General features: G+C 39.7%; 19 protein-coding genes. 5 read left to right on the top strand and 14 right to left on the bottom strand.

The genetic code is table 11. From position 1 onward, the window contains the following. Positions 1-8 precede the first annotated feature (8 nt). Both MNY28_RS07850 and MNY28_RS07845 read left to right on the top strand, forming a co-directional pair. On the top strand, positions 9-1,019 hold the full coding sequence (locus MNY28_RS07850) for an amidoligase family protein (protein WP_346389447.1): 1,011 nt from the start codon (positions 9-11) through the stop codon (positions 1,017-1,019). After that, entirely contained in the window at positions 998-1,672 is a 675-nt protein-coding gene (locus MNY28_RS07845; RefSeq protein ID WP_346389446.1) for a gamma-glutamyl-gamma-aminobutyrate hydrolase family protein, read from the top strand. Before MNY28_RS07850 ends, MNY28_RS07845 begins: the two co-directional genes overlap by 22 nt. Here MNY28_RS07845 and MNY28_RS07840 read toward each other — a convergent pair. The 12 genes from MNY28_RS07840 to yajC all read right to left on the bottom strand — a co-directional run bounded on the left by MNY28_RS07840 (position 1,665) and on the right by yajC (position 15,142). After that, entirely contained in the window at positions 1,665-2,075 is a 411-nt protein-coding gene (locus MNY28_RS07840; protein ID WP_346389445.1) for a YqaA family protein, read from the bottom strand. The two genes, MNY28_RS07845 and MNY28_RS07840, sit on opposite strands and share 8 nt — an antisense overlap. Continuing rightward, entirely contained in the window at positions 2,076-5,069 is a 2,994-nt protein-coding gene (locus MNY28_RS07835; RefSeq protein ID WP_346389444.1) for a DEAD/DEAH box helicase, read from the bottom strand. Further along, positions 5,069-5,440: a polymer-forming cytoskeletal protein gene (locus tag MNY28_RS07830; protein ID WP_346389443.1), complete on the bottom strand. Its 372-nt coding sequence runs from the start codon at positions 5,438-5,440 to the stop codon at positions 5,069-5,071. The genes MNY28_RS07835 and MNY28_RS07830 overlap by 1 nt, the downstream gene beginning before the upstream one ends. Then, complete coding sequence (locus MNY28_RS07825) at positions 5,341-6,300, bottom strand: peptidoglycan DD-metalloendopeptidase family protein (RefSeq protein WP_230973255.1); 960 nt, start codon at positions 6,298-6,300, stop codon at positions 5,341-5,343. The genes MNY28_RS07830 and MNY28_RS07825 overlap by 100 nt, the downstream gene beginning before the upstream one ends. Then, entirely contained in the window at positions 6,290-7,375 is a 1,086-nt protein-coding gene (locus MNY28_RS07820; protein WP_346389442.1) for a bifunctional folylpolyglutamate synthase/dihydrofolate synthase, read from the bottom strand. The genes MNY28_RS07825 and MNY28_RS07820 overlap by 11 nt, the downstream gene beginning before the upstream one ends. A gap of 62 nt (positions 7,376-7,437) precedes the next feature. After that, on the bottom strand, positions 7,438-8,985 hold the full coding sequence (locus tag MNY28_RS07815) for a diguanylate cyclase (RefSeq protein ID WP_346389441.1): 1,548 nt from the start codon (positions 8,983-8,985) through the stop codon (positions 7,438-7,440). Positions 8,986-9,001: 16 nt separating this feature from the next. After that, the gene (gene lptE, locus MNY28_RS07810) at positions 9,002-9,520 is read right to left on the bottom strand and encodes an LPS assembly lipoprotein LptE (protein ID WP_188109978.1); all 519 of its coding nucleotides are present in this window, start codon (positions 9,518-9,520) and stop codon (positions 9,002-9,004) included. 2 nt (positions 9,521-9,522) lie between these two features. Beyond that, positions 9,523-11,994 carry a leucine--tRNA ligase gene (gene leuS, locus MNY28_RS07805; protein ID WP_346389440.1) on the bottom strand — a complete coding sequence of 824 codons (2,472 nt, stop codon included), beginning with the start codon at positions 11,992-11,994 and terminating at the stop codon, positions 9,523-9,525. Between the two features lie 14 nt (positions 11,995-12,008). Then, positions 12,009-12,347 (bottom strand): DUF6394 family protein, encoded by a 339-nt coding sequence (locus tag MNY28_RS07800; RefSeq protein WP_151900907.1) that lies wholly within the window; start codon positions 12,345-12,347, stop codon positions 12,009-12,011. Then, positions 12,347-13,318, bottom strand: a complete 972-nt coding sequence (gene secF, locus MNY28_RS07795; protein WP_151900908.1) for a protein translocase subunit SecF — start codon at positions 13,316-13,318, stop codon at positions 12,347-12,349. The genes MNY28_RS07800 and secF overlap by 1 nt, the downstream gene beginning before the upstream one ends. Before the next feature lie 2 nt (positions 13,319-13,320). Beyond that, complete coding sequence (secD, locus tag MNY28_RS07790) at positions 13,321-14,886, bottom strand: protein translocase subunit SecD (protein WP_151900909.1); 1,566 nt, start codon at positions 14,884-14,886, stop codon at positions 13,321-13,323. Beyond that, positions 14,876-15,142 (bottom strand): preprotein translocase subunit YajC, encoded by a 267-nt coding sequence (gene yajC / locus MNY28_RS07785; RefSeq protein ID WP_151900910.1) that lies wholly within the window; start codon positions 15,140-15,142, stop codon positions 14,876-14,878. Before yajC ends, secD begins: the two co-directional genes overlap by 11 nt. Before the next feature lie 107 nt (positions 15,143-15,249). Here yajC and MNY28_RS07780 point away from each other — a divergent pair, with 107 nt between their 5' ends. From MNY28_RS07780 to MNY28_RS07770, 3 genes are read left to right on the top strand one after another with little or no spacing between them, the layout of a single operon-like run. After that, on the top strand, positions 15,250-16,458 hold the full coding sequence (locus tag MNY28_RS07780) for an apolipoprotein N-acyltransferase (protein WP_346389439.1): 1,209 nt from the start codon (positions 15,250-15,252) through the stop codon (positions 16,456-16,458). 19 nt (positions 16,459-16,477) lie between these two features. Next, complete coding sequence (locus MNY28_RS07775) at positions 16,478-18,613, top strand: RNA degradosome polyphosphate kinase (RefSeq protein ID WP_346389575.1); 2,136 nt, start codon at positions 16,478-16,480, stop codon at positions 18,611-18,613. 13 nt (positions 18,614-18,626) lie between these two features. Then, entirely contained in the window at positions 18,627-19,154 is a 528-nt protein-coding gene (locus tag MNY28_RS07770; protein WP_346389438.1) for a gamma carbonic anhydrase family protein, read from the top strand. Here MNY28_RS07770 and argJ read toward each other — a convergent pair. Together argJ and MNY28_RS07760 are read right to left on the bottom strand one after the other, a co-directional pair. After that, complete coding sequence (gene argJ / locus MNY28_RS07765; RefSeq protein WP_346389437.1) at positions 19,142-20,320, bottom strand: bifunctional glutamate N-acetyltransferase/amino-acid acetyltransferase ArgJ; 1,179 nt, start codon at positions 20,318-20,320, stop codon at positions 19,142-19,144. The genes MNY28_RS07770 and argJ overlap by 13 nt on opposite strands. Beyond that, on the bottom strand, positions 20,313-21,443 hold the full coding sequence (locus tag MNY28_RS07760; protein ID WP_188109979.1) for a potassium channel protein: 1,131 nt from the start codon (positions 21,441-21,443) through the stop codon (positions 20,313-20,315). Before MNY28_RS07760 ends, argJ begins: the two co-directional genes overlap by 8 nt. Between the last annotated feature and the right edge of the window lie 15 nt (positions 21,444-21,458).

Below are 21,458 nucleotides of genomic sequence, written 5' to 3'. Positions count from 1 at the left end.
ATTGCAGTATGAATCATTTTATGCAACCACCTGTACGTATCAACGCTTCAAATGAGCTTCGAAAAGTCGGCTTTGAGCTTGAATACAGTGCCATAGAGTTACAAAAAAGTGCAGAATTACTTATTGAAACTCTAGAATCCGGCAGTATGGAAAAAATAAATCCTTATCATTACAAAATCAGAGATACCTGCTGTGGCGACTTTAATCTTATCCTTGATTTTCAGTTTCTTATTTCACAGGGTCTGCAAAAATGGCTGCAGAATATAGGACTTGACCAGTTTATCGAAACAGAAATCGCACTGGCTTTGGAAGAGTTCATAGCCACCCTTTCTCAAACTATCGTGCCTTATGAAATCACAACACCGCCGCTTCCTTTGGATAAAATTGCAATTATAGAGAAGATAAAAGAGACGTTTCGAATAAACGGAGCACTTGGAACTGATGCCAATCCTCTCTATGCCTTTGGCTTTCATATCAATCCGCAGGCCTTCTCTTTTGAAGTAACAGAAATTATTGATACACTCAGGGCCTTTTTCATTCTTTATGAGACGCTTGTGCTATGGCTGCAACCTGATATTATACGCAGAATCAGCCCCTATATCAAACCTTTTGAAGAGGAGTATATACAAAAAGTACTCAAAGCCTCTTACAAACCGGATATGAACCGGTTTATCTGTGACTATCTGCAATATAACCCTACCCGTAATCGCGCGCTGGACCTCTTGCCTCTGCTTGCCTGGATAGATTCCAATCAGGTTTTCAAGACACTTCCCGAAGAAAAAATTTCACCACGTCCTGCCTATCATTATCGCCTTCCAAACTCCAAGGTTGACAAAAAAGAGTGGCACACCTACGATGCCTGGAACAGCTGGGTCATCATTGAAAAACTCGCTCAAGACAAAGAGATGCTTGCACAACTTGCCGGCGAATACAGCAAATACCTCACTGACCCTTTTTCGTTTTTGAAAAAAGAGAAGTGGTTGCAGCAGGTAAATGTATGGCTGAAAAAACAAATATAATCATAACAGGCTCAAGCAAAGGAAGTCGCAGTGCCTGGGTGACAAGTCGTGCTTTGCTCACGCTTTTTGGTGTGAATGCAAGGTTTTTGCATCCTGATAATTGGGATAAGAACACCCAAATGGATGGGCTTTTGCTTACAGGAGGGGTGGATATTGATCCGCATACTTTTCATACATCCAGGCACCCCAGTGTAAAAAAAACCGAACCACTGCGTGATGCAATGGAACTCTTTTTACTTGAGCGCGCACTCACACAAAACATTCCCGTTATGGGAATATGCAGAGGCATGCAGCTTATCAATCTCTTTATGGGCGGATCACTTCACCCGCATATACCGGAAATGGATTTGGATTTTAGACATCCGCATTCTCTGCTGCCTCAAAACACCATCAAAATAGAACCAAAAAGCCATCTGCATAAAATTCTCAAAGCCGAAAAATTAAAAGTCAATGCCCTGCATCATCAAACAGTGAGAACACTTGGAAAAGGGCTGAAAGTTGCAGCAAAAGATACAAACGGCCTCATACAGGCCATTGAAACAGACAATGAAGACTTCATTCTGGGTCTGCAGTGGCACCCGGAGTTTATGCCCTATCACTGGAGTACCTACCGCATTTTTGAAGCTTTTTCCAAAGAGATAAAAATCAGATAAAAAAAAGTGCCAACAGTATATAACGAATACCTTTTGCAAACAGAACAAGCAAAAAAAATCTTTTAAAGTTATAATGCAGAGCACCGGCTACAAAAGTAATAGGGTCACCGATGATCGGAGCCCAGGAGAGCAGCAGCACGATGGCACCGTAACGATCAAACATTGATTCGGCTTTTTTATACGCTCTCATTTTTACATATTTTTTCCGTGCCAGATAATCAACCCCTTTTTTGCCCAAAAAGTAGTTCAAACAGGAACCAAGGGTATTGCCGAGTGTAGCAACACCCAGCAGAGCATAAATATTGTAACCGGCTGTAATATCATAAACCAATACAGCTTCACTCACTACCGGCAATAAAGTCGCAGCACCGAAAGCGCTTAAAAAAAGAGTAATATAGACCAACTAGAGCACTTTTGGTTTGCTGTTTCTTAAATAGTACAGTGTTGCTTTAATAATGTCATCATCATCTTTCGAATCTGATTTTATTGTCTCCTTGGACTCATTTAAATAGGTAAATGTGATATTTTGTCCATAGTTTGAAATCGTTTTGATTTTTTTCTCCAGGGACAAAAGTTTAATAACCATCAATTCAAAAAACTGTTTGGTAGGAATGTCCAATTCGCCAAAACGGTCAATTACCTCTTCTTCTATTTCATAGATCTCCACAGCACTTTCACACTGGGCAAGTCTTCTGTAGATATCTAAACGCAACCTGTCTTCTTGTACAATTTCATCACTGATAAAAGCGGATATGCTCAGTTTTACATCTACCTTTGCCCGCTCTCCCTCGGCTGTATTGCTCAACTCTTTTATAGCATCTTCAAGCATTCGAAGATACAGAGAGTAGCCGATATTTTTAATATGTCCGCTTTGTGCATCTCCTACAAGATTCCCGCCGCCGCGAATTTCCAAATCATGATGTGCCAGCACAGAACCCGAACCTAAAAAGGAGTTCGATTCTAATGCCAAAAGGCGTTTTTTGGCTTCATCTGTCAAATTTTCTTTGTTTTGTACAATAAAATAGGCAAAACCCTCATTGTGTCCACGACCTACACGCCCGCGAAGCTGATGCAAATCTGCTATACCAAATCTGTCTGCACCGTCTACAATGATGGTATTGACACGGGGCATATGAATACCGCTCTCAATAATGGAGGTGGCTATCATGACATCATATTCGCCTGCTTCAAATTTCAGCAGCTCTTTTTCTGTTTCCACTGCCGATATTTTAGAATGCAGCATCAGCATTCTCAAGTCAGGTAACAGGGCCTGCAGTTCTCCCAGTTTTATAGGCATATGGTCAATTGAATTGTGCACATAAAAAACCTGACCGCCACGACGAAGTTCTCTCAAAATAACCTCTTTTATCAGCTTTTCATCATACTCTTTTACAAAAGTCCTTACACCCTGGCGCTCACTCGGCGCTGTCAATAGCTGACTCATTGTTTTTATGGAACTGAGTGCCTGATTGAGTGATCGCGGAATCGGTGTTGCACTCATAGAGAGCAGATGCACATTATGGTAGAGCTCTTTGATTTTCTCTTTTTGCTTCACGCCAAACTTGTGTTCTTCATCTATAATAACGACGCCAAGTTTCTTAAATTCCAGTCCAAAAAGCGTATGCGTCCCGACAACACAATCTATTTCACCGCTTGCCAGCCCTTTAATAACTGCATTTTTCTCTTTTGTGGTGACAAATCTGTCAAGTTTTGCATAACGGATACCCAAATCTTTAAACCGCTCATCCAAAGAACGCCAGTGCTGTGCTGAAAGCAGTGTAGTTGGTACAATAAATGCCGACTGATAGCCTGACTTGTAGGCTGCATAAATAGTGTTGAGTGCGATTTCTGTTTTACCAAAACCGACATCTCCGCTTAAAAGTCGGTCCATTATATGCCCTGAACTCATTTGTGAGAGTATCTCCTCAACAGCCTGAGTCTGGTCATCTGTATATTCAAAGCCTGAAAGTGCCTGAAACTGCTCCAGCTCTTTTTTATCCAAAGAAATCTTTGGTGCTTTTATAAGCGCTCTTGCTGCTGCCGTGTTAACAATCTGTCCTGCAATTTCAAGCAGCCTTTTTTTTACCTTTGCCTTGAGTTTGCCAAAGCTTCCTTTTCCCAGCCTGTCCAGTACAGGTGTCGCACCGCTTCCTGCGATGTAACGGTCAATATAGTCGAGGTTTTCTACAGGCAGCAGTATTTTATCATCACCGACATATTTAATGACGATAAAGTCTTTGACTCCGCCGAGTATTTCGGTTTTTTCAATTTTTTCAAAGATACCAACACCATAATCTTCATGAACTACATAATCACCTGCTTTTAAATCATCCAAAAGAATAGAGGTTTTTCTTCTGCGGCGTTTTTTATCGGCTTTGTTCAGTGATATAACCAGCTCATCAGGTGTAATAATATTTAATATATAAGGAGCCTCTACAATGCTTAAACCTGTTGTATCATAAATACCGGCCTGTTTTATTGTCGCATTATTTGCAGCAATGAGCGTTACTTTCTTGTTTGGATGTACTTTTAAAAGCTGGGCGGCATTGACAACAACCAACTCTTTGACGGCATCGTTTTCTTCTAACAATTCAAGATCAAAAGCATCTCTTGGAAGCTGCGGATTGTTTATACCGTAGGCATCTTTGAGTATATTGTCTAAATTTCTGACAAGTTTGACATTTTTGCCTGCTAAAAAATTCTCTGCCAATTCATCAAGATGCCAAAAGCCCAAAGAGGCTACATCTTTGTTGAGTGCATCAAATTCACTCTTTTGTATTTTTTGATGCAAGGCATTGTAGGATGCTTCATCCAGAGCATAAAAAGCACTTCGTATTTCTACACTTTCCAAATCATCGCCGAGGGTTCTTTGTGTTTCAAGGGCAAAGGATTTTATTTGTTCTATTTCATTGTCAAAGAGGGAAATTCTTATCGGATTTTCGGAAGAAGGCACAAAAATATCTATAATATCCCCACGATGAGAAATTTCACCTGCAACCTGTACCATATCAACAAAAGTGTATCCCCAGTAAAGCATCTGCTCTTTAAACTCTTTGAGATTAATCTCTGAGCCAAATTCAAGCCTCATCTCACCGAGCAGCTCTTTTTTTGGCAAATGAAAGAGAAGTGTTTTTAAAGGAGATATTACAAGCGGTTTTTTCGCGCAAAAATGGTATGTTCTTAAAGCAAAACAGAGTTCGTGCAACTCTTCTTTGTAAGAACGCAAATCATCACCGTAACCTGGTCTGAAATCGGGAAAAACAACAACATCCCGTCCAAAAAACTTTGCTACATTTTCAAGTTCATATGCTTCTTTTGCATCTTCACATACCAAAACTTCAAGGGCATCTTTTTGTGCATTGTTTTTAAAATGATTAAATAAAATTGCCTGTGACATTACTTTCCTGTTTCTTTTACTATTGAGTTTCCCTGAAAAATACCTTTGGCCTCTATGACAAGTTCAAGCGAGGTAATTTCGCCATTTACATGTCCTGCCGCTTTTATTTCAACACGGTCTGCATGTATACTCCCCTCAACCAGGCCTTGAACCACGAGACGCTTTGTTGTAATATCGCCTTTTACATGTCCGTTTTTACCCACATTCACCTCTTTGGACGACTTTATAAACCCCTCTAACTCTCCGTCTATATAAAGATTGCATGTAAGTTCTATTTCGCCTTTGATTTTTGCTCCGGCTGTGACAATTGCTGTGTTTGCATCTGTTTTATCACTTTTATCCGCGATGTTGCCATTATTAAAGATTGCCATGGTATCTTTTTCTCCTTTTTAAAAATTTCATCATAATTTTGCTGTGTCCATTTTATAAAATAATACGGATTTAATGCACGGTGAATAAAGCGTATTTCATAATGCAAATGCGGTCCGTTACTGAGCCCGGAATTGCCTGTATAGGCAATTAAATCACCTTTTTTTACAAATTGTCCTGACTTTACCACAATTTTGTTTAAATGTCCAAAGTACGATTTAAAACCATACACATGTTCGAGTATGACAAGTTTTCCAAAACCGCTGCGCCTGTGCAGCCCTGCCCATTCAACAATACCGTCAGCCGTTGCATACACAGGAGTATTGAATTTCGCTTTCATGTCAGAACCACGATGAAACTCTTTTTTATGCAGTGTCGGGTGTATTCTGTAGCCGAATTTGCTTGTAATTCCATGGTATTTTACAGGGGATCCGCTTGGTATAAGTTCCAGCAGTGTTGCTCTGTGCGATGAACTGAGCATTGTCATATTTACTCTTTCGGCCAAAGATTCAGTCGCAAGAGGTTTGAGCCCTATGAGCGTTTCAATCTGAGACAAAGAATCTGAAAGTTCATCAAGCTCTTTTTCTTTTGCCAAAAGGGAATGTGTTGTACTCTTCATCTCTTTTTGCAAGGCTTGATTTTGACGCAGCATCTCTTTATATGCCTGTGCCACTTCATTTTTTTTACTCTGCAGTTTATCTACACTGGCATTTAAATACAAAATAGTTCCTGCGGCAATCAGTACAATACTCAGTAAAAAAAGTCCGGTGTACAAAAAAGCTTTTTTTATAAACTTGTGAACATTAAACTGCTTGACACCGTTGTCATCATGAATAGTAACCGTAAAATGATTATCCACCATGCACCTTCAAAAATGTTTCCACAACACTGAAGGAGCCAAAAACAAGATAATTTTTATTTGCATCTATCCCTTGAAAGCTTGTGTGTTTCATCTGCAAATCCTCTATTGCCTTTTTGAGTTTGCTCAATTCTTCTATTCTTTCATCTTCTACAGCTATAATTTCCACATGTTCAATTATCGGCTGTAAAACAGTAAGTATTTCACTGTAATTTTTATCTTTAAAACTATTATAAACCAATATATATTTATTCTCTTTTAAACTTTCATAAATTGAACGTGCCGCAAGCGTATTGTGTCCTACATCTATCAGTATGTTTGTCTCTAATTGAGAAAGTCTGCCAAATAATTTTGCATGCTTAAAATCTTCTGCTTCGTACGAAATGCCCAGACTCTTTAATGCCGCGATACTTACCATTAAATTTTCTTTTAAATAGCACGCCAACCTGTGATACCTGGCAATTTTTTCAATCTTCGCTTTGTCTTGTGCATCTAAAAGTTCACTGTAGTCTGCGACATGGATATTTTTTTCCTGTGCGATTTTTTTGGCAATCTGCATCACTTCTTTATGTGGCTGTTTGGACACAATTACTTTTTTTTGCATAGCATTGAGTTTTGTCGTGGCTATGGACAAAATATCCGAACCCAAAAAAGCTTCATGATCAAAACCAACCGGTGTCACAAGTGTTAAAATATTTTCAAATACCGCTGTTGCATCATGCTCTCCGCCAAGCCCTGCCTCAAGAACAATATAGTCACACTCCTGATACAAAAAAACTGCCAAAAGTGTTGTATATTCAAAGTAGCTTAATGAATCTGCATCCTGGGGGTCCAACAGCGATAAAAGCTTTTGATGTGCTTCGTTTAAGAGTATATCACTGACATTTTCTCCGTTGAACCAAATGCGTTCATTGAAAGTCAGTATATGCGGAGAGGTATAATGCCCCGTAGTAAACCCCAAAGAGTACAAGGCTGACGCCAAAAAACGTCCTGTTGTCCCTTTTCCGTTTGTTCCCACAAGATGAATAATTTTTGGCAATTTTAATGAAGCTTTGATTTTTGCGTATACTCTGGGCATACGGGTGTAGTCTATGGTGTCATAATATAATGGTTTGCTGCTAAGAAATTCCTCTAACACGTTTATTTTTTATACTCCGCTCTGTTTCTTCCCTCTTTTTTGGCTTTATACAGATACTCATCGGCAGAATTTATCGTCGCGTCAAGTGAAATATGATCACTTCGTTGCGCGACACCGGCACTCACAGTCACTTTAATACGCTTGCCTTTATATACAAAACGAGTCTTTTCGACATGCTTTCTCACCTTTTGGGCAAAAGTCACACCACCTTCCAAATCCGTCTCACTTAAAAGTGCCAAAAATTCTTCGCCTCCAAAACGCCCGACTATATCTACTGTTCTACTCTCTTTTTTGAGTATTTTGGCAAATGCCGCCAAAACCGCATCCCCGGCTTCATGTCCATAGGTATCATTTACTTTTTTAAAAAAGTCTATATCAAACATAACAATGACAAAATTATGTCCATAGCGTTTGTATTCTGCCTCTTTCATCGTTAAAAACTCATCAAGCGCGCGCTTGTTATACAACTTCGTTAAAAAATCTTCTTTTGATTCCTGTTTTGCTTCTTCAAGCTCTTTTTCAAGTGTACGGACTTTTTTGCTCAAAGCTTTGACTTCCTCACTGTGTCCCTGCAAATCTTTACTTAAAAGATGTGTATTTTTCTCTAAGGCAACAGCAATTGTAAAAAGTTTTTTATGTGCAAGTGCAAAGTTTACAGTTGATTCTTCCGTATAAGATTCCAACTCAAGTTTTATTTTTTGTATTTCGGCATTTGAGTTGTCAGAACTCTCTATCATGTCTATAAGACGCAGTGAAAGTTTATCGAGAACTCCGTCAATAGACTCTACCATTTCTTTGACAGTTTTTTTGTCAAGTGCTATGCGCAAAGATATGGCTGACCTGATTTCATTTTCAACACTTTCATGTTCAAGCAGTTCAGGATTTTTCTGGATTTTTTCACTCAAAGCTGCAATCGTATCATTCACACTTGAAGCAATGGAGGGAACAAAAGAAGCTATCAAAAGTTTTGATATTTTCTGTAAATCCACACTTTGGTTTTCTTGTGCACCAACACATTCCAAATGTAAATTTTCAATAGTTTTTTGTAAATCCCGCGTATCTACATCACCGTACTCTTTCAATTTTTGCAAAAAAGCATCATCATAAGTAGTTAAAAAATTGACCCATCGTTGTCGAAACTGGTCCAACTGTTCAGGCTGGGCACCATGTTCTATAAGTTCCAGAGTTTTTTGTGCAAGCTCACCCGCTTCTTTGTTGTGCAGTACAGTAATAACCTGCAGTACCCTTTTTGTCAGTAATGTTTGGGATTCAAGCAGGTTTGAACACTGCGTCGGGTTGGTTCTGTTGAGTTTTGAAATCAGCAAACGCACAAACTCATGCATCGTTTTTATATTGTATTTTTTGAGCTCTTTTTGTAAGTCTTTGTTGAGCATGGCATTGAACTTGTCAATATGTTGACAATCTTCAACCTGTATATTTGCTTTTTGCGCCTCTTTGCAAAATGCTTCTGCATAAAAGTCAGGAGTCAGTAATTTTCCTTCGAGTTTTAATCTTTTGACAGCTTTACTTATGATTGTTTGTATAGTCATGTAATCTTCTCCTGATTTATAGTTGTGATCCTTCTGCTGAGACCTGTGCAACAAAAGATGCTATAGCCTTGATGGCACTGAATTTTATCGCATCAAATCGTTCCTGATCTGTTATAACAGCATTTGGTACAACCGAAAAGTCATAGGTACCTCTTGCCGTATACGTTTTTTTAATATTTTTTGATTCTCTTGCAATCTTTAAAACAATTTTTGCCCGATATGCAATAATATACCCTTCTGCATTATACTGAATTGGCGAATAACTCGGTGGTGTCAGAGAAAAATTCAACGTTGTATCGGCATGGGATTTGTCTGTTAGAGAGGCATGAAAAATTTCCACAATGGCGCTGTCTACCGCATCTTTTATTAAAACAGTATTTTGGGGATCCAAAGCTGAAATGACAACATGTGTGTATATTTTTGAACCAATGACACTTCTGGCATACTTTGAACTTGGCTTATATCCGCATGCATTCATTGAAACAAGAAGAATCAAAAGAACAAATACCTTCAATGCATGTGAATATTTTCTCATTCTTAGCCCTTTACAACAATATTGACAAGCTTTTTAGGAACAAAAATCTCTTTGACAATCTCTTTGCCTTCAAGCCACTTGGCAATATTTTCTTTTGCTGCTGCAATAATTGTCTCTTTATCAGCATCAGCGGCAACTTCAATTTCCCCTCTTTTTTTCCCGTTGAGAGAAACACCCAAAGAGATGCTCTCTTCTACAAAAACTTCTTCTACTGTTTCTTGCGGAGCCAGGTTGTTCAGTTTGAAATATTGCTCACTGATTTCATGACAGGTATGAGGAATAACAGGTTCCATAATCGAGCTGAGTATCCAGTATCCTTCCGTCCATACATCTGCATTTTTTTGTGCATTGAGCGCATTCATCGCCTCCATGACACCGGCAATCATTGTATTAAATGTGTATCTTTCATTATAAACATCTTCGGCACGTTTGAGTGCTTCATAGACTTTTTTACGGGCAAATTTCTCTTCTTTACTCAAGTCTGCATGATTGATTTCAGGCTTCTCGTTACATGTAAAGACATTTGCACTTCGCTCAAAAAATCTTTTTATAAACTTATAGGCACCTTCAACAGCACTGTCATTCCATTCAAGTTCCTGTGTCGGCGGTGCGGCAAAAAGTATAAACAGACGTGCCGTATCTGCACCGTATTTCTCAATGATGGCATCAGGGTCAACCGTATTGCCCTTTGATTTGCTCATTTTGGCCCCGTCTTTAAGTACCATTCCCTGGGTTAAAAGTTTCTCAAAAGGTTCATCCAAATCAATATAACCCAAATCACGGAACACTTTTGTAAAAAAACGCGCATATAAAAGGTGTAAAATCGCATGTTCTATCCCACCGATGTAATGATCAACACCTTCATGCCCTTTTTGGTGCATCCAGTATTTTATCTGCTCAGGTGAAAATGCCTCTTTTTCCCAGTTTTTAGGCGATGCACAAAAACGCAGGAAATACCAGGAGGATTCTACAAAAGTATCCATCGTATCTGTTTCACGAACAGCATCTTTGCCACACTCCGGACATTTACAGTGTTTCCATGTCGGGTGTTTTTCCAAAGGATTTCCCTCTCCTGTAATCTCTACATCATCCGGCAGAGCCACAGGAAGATTCTCTTTTTTTTCCATAACAAGACCGCACGCCTCACAATGAATAAAAGGAATAGGTGCACCCCAGTATCTTTGACGACTCACACCCCAGTCTTTGAGTTTATAGTTTGTCGTCTTTTTGCCCAAACCTTTTTTTTCAAACACAGCTATAATTTTTCCCTGTGCCTCTTGAGAGTTCATTCCTGTAAATTCGCCGGAATTTATAAGCTCACCGACTTCCGTAAAAGCAGATTTTGAAAAGTCATGTTCTGTTTTAAAAGGCCTGATAACCGGTTTTACAGGCAGGTCATACTTTTTAGCAAAATCATAATCTCTCTCATCATGTGCAGGTACGGCCATAACCGCTCCGCTTCCATAATCCATCAACACAAAATTTGCCACCCAGACAGGAATTTTTTCTCCTGTGAGCGGATGCGTTACATGTAAACCAAGAGAAACACCCGATTTCTCTTTTTGCCGCTCGATTGAAGAGGTATTTTTCATAGTCTCAATTTTTGCGACAACATCCGCATCAAGCAGTTTGTTCTCAATCATATACGAAACAATTTCATGTTCAGGTGCCAAAGCCGTATAACTCACACCGTAAATAGTGTCAGGTCTTGTTGTAAAAACATCAAAACACTCAAATATATGCGAAAGTTTTGCTTGACTTGCTTCATCAAAGTGTAAATCAAAAGCAAGTCCGTTTGACTTGCCTATCCAGTTTTCCTGCATCGTCAGAACCTGTTTTGGCCAGCCACCTTCAAGTTTTTTCAAATCATTTAAAAGTTCGTCTGCATAAGCTGTAATTTTAAAATAGTACTGATTCATCTCTTTTTTGACAATCGGTGTGTCACATCGCCAGCAACATCCATCCACTACCTGCTCGTTTGCCAAAACAGTCTGATCATGCGGACACCAGTTAAGCATCCCTTTTTCACGGTACAGCAAACCTTTGTTATACATATCTATGATAAAGCCCTGTTCAAACTTCGTATAAAGCTCATCACTTGTTGCAAATTCACGTTTACGTGAGAAAGAGAAACCCAGAGAATAAAATTCGTTTTTCATATAGTCAATGTTGTCATAGGTCCAATTTTTAGGATGTGAACCGTTTTTTATAGCAGCATTTTCCGCAGGCATACCAAAGCTGTCAAAGCCAATCGGGTGTAAAACATTTTTGCCCTGCTGTCTGTGGTAACGCGCAAAAGCATCACTGATAGAGTAGTTTCTTACATGTCCCATATGCAGACGTCCGCTTGGAAAAGGAAACATTGAAAGAATGTATTTTTTCTCTTTGGTAAAATCTTCACTCGGCTCAAAACTTTCGTTTTGATTCCAGTATTCCTGCCATTTTTTTTCTATAGTTTTTGCGTTATATTCCAATTTTATTCTTCCTGTTAATATTCTTCGTGTGTTTTACTGCTCTCAATGTAGACAAGTCCCATTGAAAATACATTGGCAATCAATGCACCGATTGCCAGGGCAATTGCCCAGGAATCATTCTGCACAATAACCAAAAAGACAAATGCCGGAATCAGGTGCAGGTCTGCCACCAAAGAAGATGCCAACAGTTCGGCTGAAAGCAGATTACGCACACCGATTTTTAAAATTGTTGAAATCAGATTCACACTTGCGGCTATAAACAATGAAATAGCCGTATTTTCATATAAAAACCCTGCGATCGATGTAAGACTCATTAATGAAAAAAATACGTATACTACTTTACCCCAATCCATTACATAACTCCTGATTCAAACTGTTCGCGCATTCTGTTTTTTTCTGCTTCTCTTTTTGCTTTTTCTGCCAGTTTTGCATGATAGTTTTTCACATCAAAACCAAACAGTATCAACAACGGTGAAGCAACAAAGATGGACGAATATGTTCCTACGATTATACCTACCAAAAGCGTAAATGCAAAGGCATGAATAATCTCTCCGCCAAACATAAACAGTGTAAAAACCACAAAAAAGGTCGTTAAAGAGGTCAGTGTCGTACGGGCAAGCGTTCTTGTGATAGATTCATTGATAATCTCTGTCAAATTCGCTTTTTTGGATTTTGTAATCCCTTCGCGGATACGGTCAAAGACAATAATTGTATCGTTGAGCGAATATCCCAAAAGTGTCAGTATTGCAGCAAGTACATCAAGATTGACATCAATCTGAAAGAGAGCCACCGCACCCATTGCAATCGAGACATCATGCACTAACGCGGCTATAGAAGCCACGGCAAATCGCCATTCAAATCGAAATGCCACATAAACAAGAATCGCGGCTATAGAGAGAAAAAGTGCCATAAGCCCTTTCTCTTTTAACTCTGAACCTACTTTTGGACCTACAATATCAACACGGCGAATCGTAAAATTGCCTGTACCCTGCAGTGCTGCTCTTGCAACATCACCGATGTCTTTTGCTACACTCGCACTCGATGTTTTCATACGAATGACAACTTCATCCGGAGAACCGAACTCACTGATGGAAGCACCGTCAAAAAGTTTGTCTGCCTGCAGTTTTTCCCGCATCGCTTTGATAGGGGCTTTTGTGTCATACTTTACCTGAACAATCGTTCCTCCGGCAAAGTCGATCCCGTAATTGAGTCCTTTTGTCGCCAAAATCGCATATGAAGCCAAGATAAGAATAATTGAAACTGCCATCGCAATTTTTGATTTTCCCATAAAGTCAATGGGCTGTTTATACTTAAAAAATTCCATAATTATCCTTTAATCCCAAACCAGAAACGGTAATTTTTGCTTTTGCCCATTTTAGGTTCAAGCATCTGATAAATTCCGTGTGTTCCGAGAATTGCAGTGAGCATAGATGCCAAAATACCGATACTCATAGTAATGGCAAACCCTTTAATCGCTCCTGTTCCATATACATACAGCACAACAGAAGCAATCAGCGTCGTGATATTTGCATCCAAAATTGCCGTCATTGCGTTTGCGTAGCCTTCTTCTATGGCCTTGTGCATAGATTTTCCCTCATAAATGAGTTCACGGATTCTTTCGGTAATAATGACATTCGCATCCACCGCCATACCGACCGTCAGGACAATACCTGCCATACCCGGCAGCGTCAACGTCGCACCAAAAAGACTCATAACCGCCAAAAGAATCAACAGGTTTGCAATCAGGGCAATATTTGCAATTACCCCTGCCATACGATAATAAACCATCATAAAAACAATAACAAGAATAAAACCGCCTATCAGCGCTATCATAGATGCTTTGATACTGTCAGCACCCAGACTTGGGCCGACAGAACGTTTTTCCATCATATATATTGGCGCCAATAATGCACCCGAACGCAGCGCAATCGCCAAATCTTTTGCCTCAAGCACTGTATAGTTTCCGGAAATCTGTCCGCTGCCTCCGCCGATGCGTTCATTAATATTCGGTGCAGAGTAGACTTTTCCGTCAAGTACGACTGCCAGACGTTTGCCTACGTTTTTGCCGGTAAAATCACCGAAGATGTCAGCACCCTCTGCATTGAGTTTAAAATTAATCACCGGGCGGTTGTTTTGGTCAAAACCGACATTTGCACCGGTAAGCATCCCGCCGTCCAGAATAGGAATTTCATGCACAAGATATTTGATTTTAGGATTTTTCACATCTTCTAAAATCACATCACCGTATGCCGCCGCATCTGCATCGCTCATATTGTAAACCCGTGCATTTCTGGCTTCATCAACTGCCATCATTTCAAGTTTTGCCGCACGAGAAATCAACTCGCGTGCACGCTGTTCTTCCTGCGGTGTTTTAATCCCCGCAAGCTCTACAAGTATCTTGTCTTTTCCCTGACGTGCGACAACGGGCTCTGAGAGTCCGAACTGGTCAAGTCTGTTTCTGATCGTTTCAATTGCCTGCGAGACTGCCTGCTGTTTTGTTTTTTCTATCTCTTTAGGCGTCAGACTCAAGGTTATGACAGAACCTTTGTGTGTAACTTTCACACCTTCAAGTTTTGATAAAAAATCATCAAAGTTTTTAATCTCGTCACTATCAAGCACTTCAAAAGTTACACTTTTGCTGTCAAAGCTCAATCCGTCTATTAAAATATCATTACGTTCTGCAAAGTGTTTGATACTTGCCGCTATTGATTTAATACGTGATTTAGTCGCTTCCTCGGTTTTCACACCGAGCAGCATATGCAGTCCACCCTGTAAATCAAGGCCTAAGGTTATTTTTTTGCCGCTTTGGGTCTGTAAAAGGGATGGAAGAGAAAATACAATTCCAAACACTATTGCCAGAGCAAAGATGACTATGCGATAATTAAGCTTCATCCTCGAACTTCTTTGCAATGGAATCTTTTGTAATTTTTACGAGTGTATCATCATTGAGTTTTACTGTCAAAAAGTTCTCTTCAACTTTATGAACAACAACGATAAAACCGCCGTTAGTGATGACTTTGTCACCTTTTTTAAGAGATTCAATCATCTCTTTTTTGGCCTTGGCCTCTTTTTGCTGTGGGCGAATAATTACGAAATACATAATTGCAATTAAAAATACAAACGGTAGTAGTTGGGAGATAATTTCCATATCTTGTGCTTCCTTCATTAGGCTTTTTACTAAAAGTCTATTTATAAAATTTCAGCGATTATACAAAAAATATACTAATAAGCTCTTAAATTCAGTACAATTTCAAAATGAATTCCTTAACAAAAAATATTTTACTCGCAATTGGCACGGCTGCACTTTTCAGTGCTTTTATCTATTTGGAATATTTTGGCATTGAAAATAAATTTCTCAATACCCTTTTTGGACTTGGAGCAATAGCACTGCTTCTTAGCATTCCTAAAAAAGCGGTTCTTTTTAGCGGTTTTTTTATAGGACTCTTTTGGTTTTACTGGATCGGCTTTAGTTTTAAATACCAGGGTGTCGGTTATATGGAGCCTTTTGTTACTCTCGGCTTCGGCATTCTTTATCTTCTCTTTTTTGCACCGCTTGCCTTTACAGACAAGCCCTATATACGGGCCCTACTGCTTTTTGGGCTCAGCTTTTTTGAACCGCTTGGCTGGAACTGGATGAAAATTGAGCTCTTGTTTGTCAACAGTTATATAGGTGTTTACAAATATCAGTTGGCGGCTGTTTTGCTCGCCCTCTCCCTGCCTTCACTGATAAAAAACAAAAAATACAGATATTTGCCTCTTTTGCTTCTCGTTTTTGCCTATAACTACGGCTATCCCAAGCAGCATGATGCGCCCCTGAAAATAAAGCTGGTACAAACAGAAATCCCCCAAAGTGTCAAATGGGAGAGAAGCAGCCTCTACCCTACCGTTGCCATGATTTTTGAAAAAATCCGTCAGGCACAGGCAGAAGGCTATGATGTTGTCATATTCCCCGAATCTGTCTTCCCTCTTTTTATGAATGAAATGCCGAAACTGATGCAGGAACTTCGTAAGGCTTCTGAAAAAATCACTGTCATTGCCGGTGCACTGATGCGTGAAAACAATCTCAACTACAATGTCACCTATATGTTTGACAAAGGCAGATACAAGGTTGCCAAAAAACTCATTCTGGTACCCTTTGGCGAGTACATTCCTCTACCAAAATTTGCACAAAAATTCATCAACGATACTTTTTTTCAAGGATCAAGTGATTTTGTTACGGCAAAAAAACCGACAGACTTTGTCATAAAAGGTATCAGGTTCAGAAATGCCGTCTGTTATGAGGCTACATGTAAAGAGCTCTACAATGGCAATGTAAAATATATGATTGCCATAAGCAACAATGCATGGTTTACCCCTTCTATTGAGCCGACGCTGCAGAAGTTGCTTTTAGAGTACTATGCCCGAAAAAACGGTGTGACAATTTACCACGCAGCCAACATGAGCGGCACAGGTGTAATCAAATAGTAATAATTTCTTTGCTATAATAAAGAAAAAACTTACCAAAGAAAGTGAAAATTTTATGATAAACCTTAAAAATCCCAATCTTTATTTAAACCGTGAGCTTTCATGGTTACAGTTTAACACAAGAGTCCTCAAACAGGCACAGGATGAGTCTTTGCCGCTGCTTGAACGTCTCAAATTTCTTGCCATTTACGGGACAAATCTGGATGAGTTCTATATGATTCGCGTGGCAGGACTTAAAAAGCTTTTTGCCGCGGGTATTATCGTTTCAGGGGCCGACAGGCTGACACCTCTGCAGCAGCTTCGTGAAATCAGAAACTATCTGCATCAGGAACAGCAGGTTGTCGAGCACTGCAGAAGTGAAATATTTAAAAAACTTGAGCCTCATGGTATCAGTGTAAAGACATATGATGAAGTGAACAATCAGGACAAACATAAACTCAACCAGTATTTCAATGAAAACATCTATCCGGTAATTATTCCCATTGCCATAGATGCCACACATCCTTTTCCACACCTTAACAACCTGAGTTTCGGACTTATCGTAAAACTTCGCGATATGGACAACGAAAACATAGAACGCTTTGGAATTATACGTGTTCCCCGTGTTTTAAACAGATTTGTAGAGCTTGGAAACGGAACCTATGTACCGATAGAAAGTGTTGTGGAAAAGCATGTTGATGAACTTTTTCCGGGCTATGAGCTTATCAAATATGCCCCTTTTCGCGTGACAAGAAATGCTGATATTGCCATAGAAGAAGAGGAAGCTGATGACTTTATGGAGATTCTTGAAGAGGGGCTCAAACTCCGCCGTAAAGGAGAAATGGTCCGGCTTGAGGTCGGTTCAAATGCTGATGATGAAATCATTAACTTTTTTAACCGTCATGCACATATATACAAAGATGACATCTACAGATACCATACCTTTTTAAATCTCTCAAGTCTTTGGCAGATAGTATCGAACAAAAACTTTGCACATCTTTTGGCACCGGCATTTCAACCAAAAAATCTGCCGCCTTTTGAAAACAATGAAGATATTTTCTCTATCCTGGAAAAGCAGGATGTCTTGATGTACCATCCTTATCAGAGTTTTGACCCTGTGGTAAATCTCATTCAACATGCGGCAAAAGACCCTGATGTTGTCTCTATAAAAATGACACTCTACCGTTCAGGGACAAAGTCGCCTATCGTCAAATCTTTGATGGATGCCAGTGAATCGGGAAAACAGGTTACCGTTATGGTTGAGCTAAAAGCACGCTTTGACGAGGAGAACAATCTCATTTGGGCAAAAGCGCTTGAAAAATCAGGAGCCCATGTTATTTACGGAATTCAAGGGTTTAAAGTCCATGCAAAAGCGGCTTTGATCACAAGAAGAAAAAACGGAAAACTCAAGCAGTATGCCCATTTAGGCACAGGAAACTATAACCCTTCCACTGCAAAAATATATACTGACATGAGTTATATGACGAGCAAGGACACCATTACCAATGACTTAACACGCTTTTTTCACTTTTTGACAGGCTTTAGCAAAAAAGGAAAACTCAATGAGTTATATATGTCTCCTTCACAAATCAAGCCTAAAGTCCTTTCTCTCATTCACAATGAAACAAGACAGGGAAAAAACGGACATATCATTGCAAAGGTAAACTCACTTGTTGACGATGATGTCATCAGAGCACTCTACAAAGCCTCTATAGCCGGTGTAAAAGTTGAGCTTATTGTACGTGGTATCTGCTGTTTGAAGCCCGGTATCAAAGATGTCAGCGAAAATATAAGAGTTGTTTCCATTTTGGGAAAATACCTCGAGCATGCCCGTACTTTTTATTTTAAAAATGATGCATCAAAAGTCTATATCTCAAGTGCAGACTGGATGCCCCGAAATCTTGTGCGGCGTATAGAGCTTTTAACTGCCATCAAAGATGAAGATGCCAAAAAGAAAATTATACAGATTCTCAAACTGCAATGCTCCGACAATGCCCTTGCACATGAACTGCAAAGTGACGGATCCTATATAAAAATCAAACCAAAAGAGGGGCAAAAGGTTATCAACAACCACAAACTTCTTGAAGACTATGTCAATCGCATTGCAAAAGCAACCAAAAAAGAGACCTCTACCTATGTGCAGCAACTGGTTAACCGTCTCTTCATAGAAAGTTAAAGGAGCACGCCTTATGTTACATGTATACAAAAATATAACCCCGACTGTAGGTAGCAGAAGCTGGATAGCGCCTTCAGCGGATGTTATCGGAGATGTTACCTGTGGAGAAGACTGTTCCATCTGGTTTGGCTGTGTCGTTCGCGGTGATGTGCATTATATAAAAATCGGCAATCGTGTCAATATTCAGGATTTGAGTATGATACATGTAACGCATTACAAAAAAGAGGACAAAAGTGACGGAAATCCGACAATCATCGAAGATGATGTGACCATAGGACATCGCGTCATGCTGCACGGATGTACCATAGAAAAAGCCTGTCTTATCGGCATGAGCGCTACTATACTGGACGGTGCGGTTATAGGCAAAGAGAGCATAGTCGGAGCAGGTTCGCTTGTGACAAAAAACAAAGTTTTTCCGCCACGCTCACTCATCATGGGAAGCCCTGCAAAAGTTGTCAGAGAATTGAGCGAGGAGGAGATAAAAGAACTTTATGCCTCTGCCTCACGCTATGTGGCGTTTAAAGAGGATTATGTTCTGTAATCTGCATTTATTTTGACATATTCATACCCGAGATCGCAGCCAAAAGCTGTGAACTTTCCGTCTCCTATCCCCAAATCGCAATAAATGGTAAATGCTTCTCTTTTCATTATCTCACCGGCTTTTTGCTCCATCACTGCATCGAAATACAGTGTTCCCCTGTCATAGACACAGACATCTTCAAAGGCAATACGCAGTTTTTCTTCATCCGCATCAGCGCCGCTTGCACCGACTGTTGAAGCGATTCTTCCCCAGTTTGGGTCTTCTCCGTAGAGTGCCGTTTTGACAAGTAAAGAATTGGTCAGCGCTTTGGCCACAATCTCTGCCTCCGCATCATCTTTTGCCCCACTCACTTCATAGGTAACAAGTTTTGTCGCGCCCTCTCCGTCTCTTACCATTTCACGGGCCAAAAAACGCATAATTTTATAAAGAGCTTCTGTGAATGCTCTCCTGTGGTAGACTTTACTTTTTGCATTGCTGAGCAACATGACTGTGTCATTGGTCGAGGTATCTCCGTCAACACTTGCGGCATTAAAAGTTGTTTTTACATTTTCAGTTAAAATATTTTGCATTTCATCTTTGTCAATTTTGGCATCAGTTGTGATAAAACAGAGCATTGTAGCCATAGCGGGATTAATCATACCCGCGCCTTTTGCCATTGCACCAATGTGAAAACTGCTGCCGTCTTCAAGCTCAACTCTGTAGGCAATCTGTTTTGAAAAAGTATCGGTTGTCATAATCGCTGCCGCCGCCGAACTGCCGTCTCGTTTTTTCAAATCAAAAAGTCTGGCACCGGCTATAATCTTCTCTTTTGGCAGTCGTACACCGATAACACCTGTTGAGCTCATTACAGGATTGTGCACTTCCTCCGGCAAGGTGGCTAAAATTTCTTCTATATCTTCAATACCTGCTTTTCCGGTCATAGCATTGGCATTTTTAGAATTAATAAGTACAAAATTTGTTTGAAACTCACCTTTTGCTTTAAAGTGGCGTATAGGTGCTGCCGTCATTTTGTTTGTTGTAAATGCTGTTGCTATTTCACACAAGGTATCACTGTAAACAAAAGCCATATCTTTTGCTTTGTTCGGTTTTAATCCTGCACTGATACCATCCGCATAAAAACCTTCTGCCGTACAAACCCCACCATCAACTTTTATCAACTTATACAAACTTCAACTCCTTAGGTTTGACTCTTTTTGAAATCAGATCTTTTGTTATTTTAATCCCTTCCTGTGTGCCTATCACTAGAAGTTTCGATTCACTTGTCACCAAGGTATCTCCCTTTGGCATTCCAATAAGCTTTCCGTCTTTTCTGGTAATTCCCACAACTGATGTGTTTGCAATTTCCCGGATATGTGTCTCTTTCAATTTTTTGAGAACTGCCCAACTGTAACGCGGCACTATGATCTCTTGCATATCCAAAGGATTGTCACTTTTATATAAAAATTCTTCAAGCAGATTTTCCATATCGGGACGTGCCGCCATTGCAGAGACTCTCTGCGCTGTGAGTTTTGTCGGAGAAACGACAGTGTCTGCTCCAAGTTTTTTCAGCTTTTCCACATCACTCATTGTCTCTGCTGAGGATATCACATAATAGGGACGAGGCAAAAAATGTTCTTTTTCAAAAAGCCGCACCGAAGCAATCAGCGCAATATTGTCAGCAATAGAACTCGACAAAGTAATCAAACCTTTTGCAGAAGAAAGATGTGCTTTGAGCATTGAAAGCTCAGCATGAGGCTGTGCCTGCAAAAAATGCGGATATTTATGCTCTATTGCCCATTCGTGGATTTCAGCTCTTGGATCAATCACAATAAAAGGAATATGGTTTTTTCGCAACTGTTTTGTTACTTCTATTGTATAGTCATTATGATAGCACACAACAAAATGCTTTTTAAGTCTTGCTATTTTGTACAGCATTCTTCTCTCCTTCATTATGGCAACAATATGCCCCTTGTTCAGTTCTGAAACCAAAATACCTATAGCACTTGAAAATACTGCAAACCCTGCAATAATTAAATTGATAGTAAAAATTCTTCCTGCGTTTGATATTGGAGCAATTTCACCAAACCCAACAGTAGTAAAAGTAATGGCCGTTTGATAAATTGCATCCATTATTGTAAAATTATCTATAAGAACATATCCGGATGTTCCTATTAACATTACAAATACTGTTAAAATTAAAGGGAGACGAAAAGCTTTAAGGTGGGAATAAACTTCAGGAAGAAGCTTGGGATCAGGTTTGGGAGGGCTCTCCCAATTTAGGAACTTGCGAATCCTTGGTAAAAGATTCAAAACTGATTCCTATAG

It is taken from the genome of Sulfurimonas sp. NWX367 (assembly GCF_039667065.1).
In the GTDB taxonomy this organism is placed as follows: Bacteria; Campylobacterota; Campylobacteria; order Campylobacterales; family Sulfurimonadaceae; genus Sulfurimonas; species Sulfurimonas hydrogeniphila.
This window is presented reverse-complemented; position numbering and strand designations above follow the sequence as displayed.

What these genes read in the sequence shown, in the direction of transcription:
- MNY28_RS07830 (WP_346389443.1), bottom strand. Translation starts at nt 5,440, where the DNA reads ATGGCAATCTTTAATAATGGCAACATCGCGGATAAAAGTGATAAAACA.
- yajC (WP_151900910.1), bottom strand. Translation starts at nt 15,142, where the DNA reads ATGGAAATTATCTCCCAACTACTACCGTTTGTATTTTTAATTGCAATT.
- lptE (WP_188109978.1), bottom strand. Translation starts at nt 9,520, where the DNA reads ATGAGAAAATATTCACATGCATTGAAGGTATTTGTTCTTTTGATTCTT.
- MNY28_RS07835 (WP_346389444.1), bottom strand. Translation starts at nt 5,069, where the DNA reads ATGTCACAGGCAATTTTATTTAATCATTTTAAAAACAATGCACAAAAA.
- MNY28_RS07845 (WP_346389446.1), top strand. Translation starts at nt 998, where the DNA reads ATGGCTGAAAAAACAAATATAATCATAACAGGCTCAAGCAAAGGAAGT.
- MNY28_RS07800 (WP_151900907.1), bottom strand. Translation starts at nt 12,347, where the DNA reads ATGGATTGGGGTAAAGTAGTATACGTATTTTTTTCATTAATGAGTCTT.
- MNY28_RS07780 (WP_346389439.1), top strand. Translation starts at nt 15,250, where the DNA reads ATGAATTCCTTAACAAAAAATATTTTACTCGCAATTGGCACGGCTGCA.
- MNY28_RS07850 (WP_346389447.1), top strand. Translation starts at nt 9, where the DNA reads ATGAATCATTTTATGCAACCACCTGTACGTATCAACGCTTCAAATGAG.
- secF (WP_151900908.1), bottom strand. Translation starts at nt 13,318, where the DNA reads ATGGAATTTTTTAAGTATAAACAGCCCATTGACTTTATGGGAAAATCA.
- MNY28_RS07815 (WP_346389441.1), bottom strand. Translation starts at nt 8,985, where the DNA reads ATGACTATACAAACAATCATAAGTAAAGCTGTCAAAAGATTAAAACTC.
- MNY28_RS07825 (WP_230973255.1), bottom strand. Translation starts at nt 6,300, where the DNA reads ATGGTGGATAATCATTTTACGGTTACTATTCATGATGACAACGGTGTC.
- MNY28_RS07770 (WP_346389438.1), top strand. Translation starts at nt 18,627, where the DNA reads ATGTTACATGTATACAAAAATATAACCCCGACTGTAGGTAGCAGAAGC.
- MNY28_RS07820 (WP_346389442.1), bottom strand. Translation starts at nt 7,375, where the DNA reads ATGCCCAGAGTATACGCAAAAATCAAAGCTTCATTAAAATTGCCAAAA.
- secD (WP_151900909.1), bottom strand. Translation starts at nt 14,886, where the DNA reads ATGAAGCTTAATTATCGCATAGTCATCTTTGCTCTGGCAATAGTGTTT.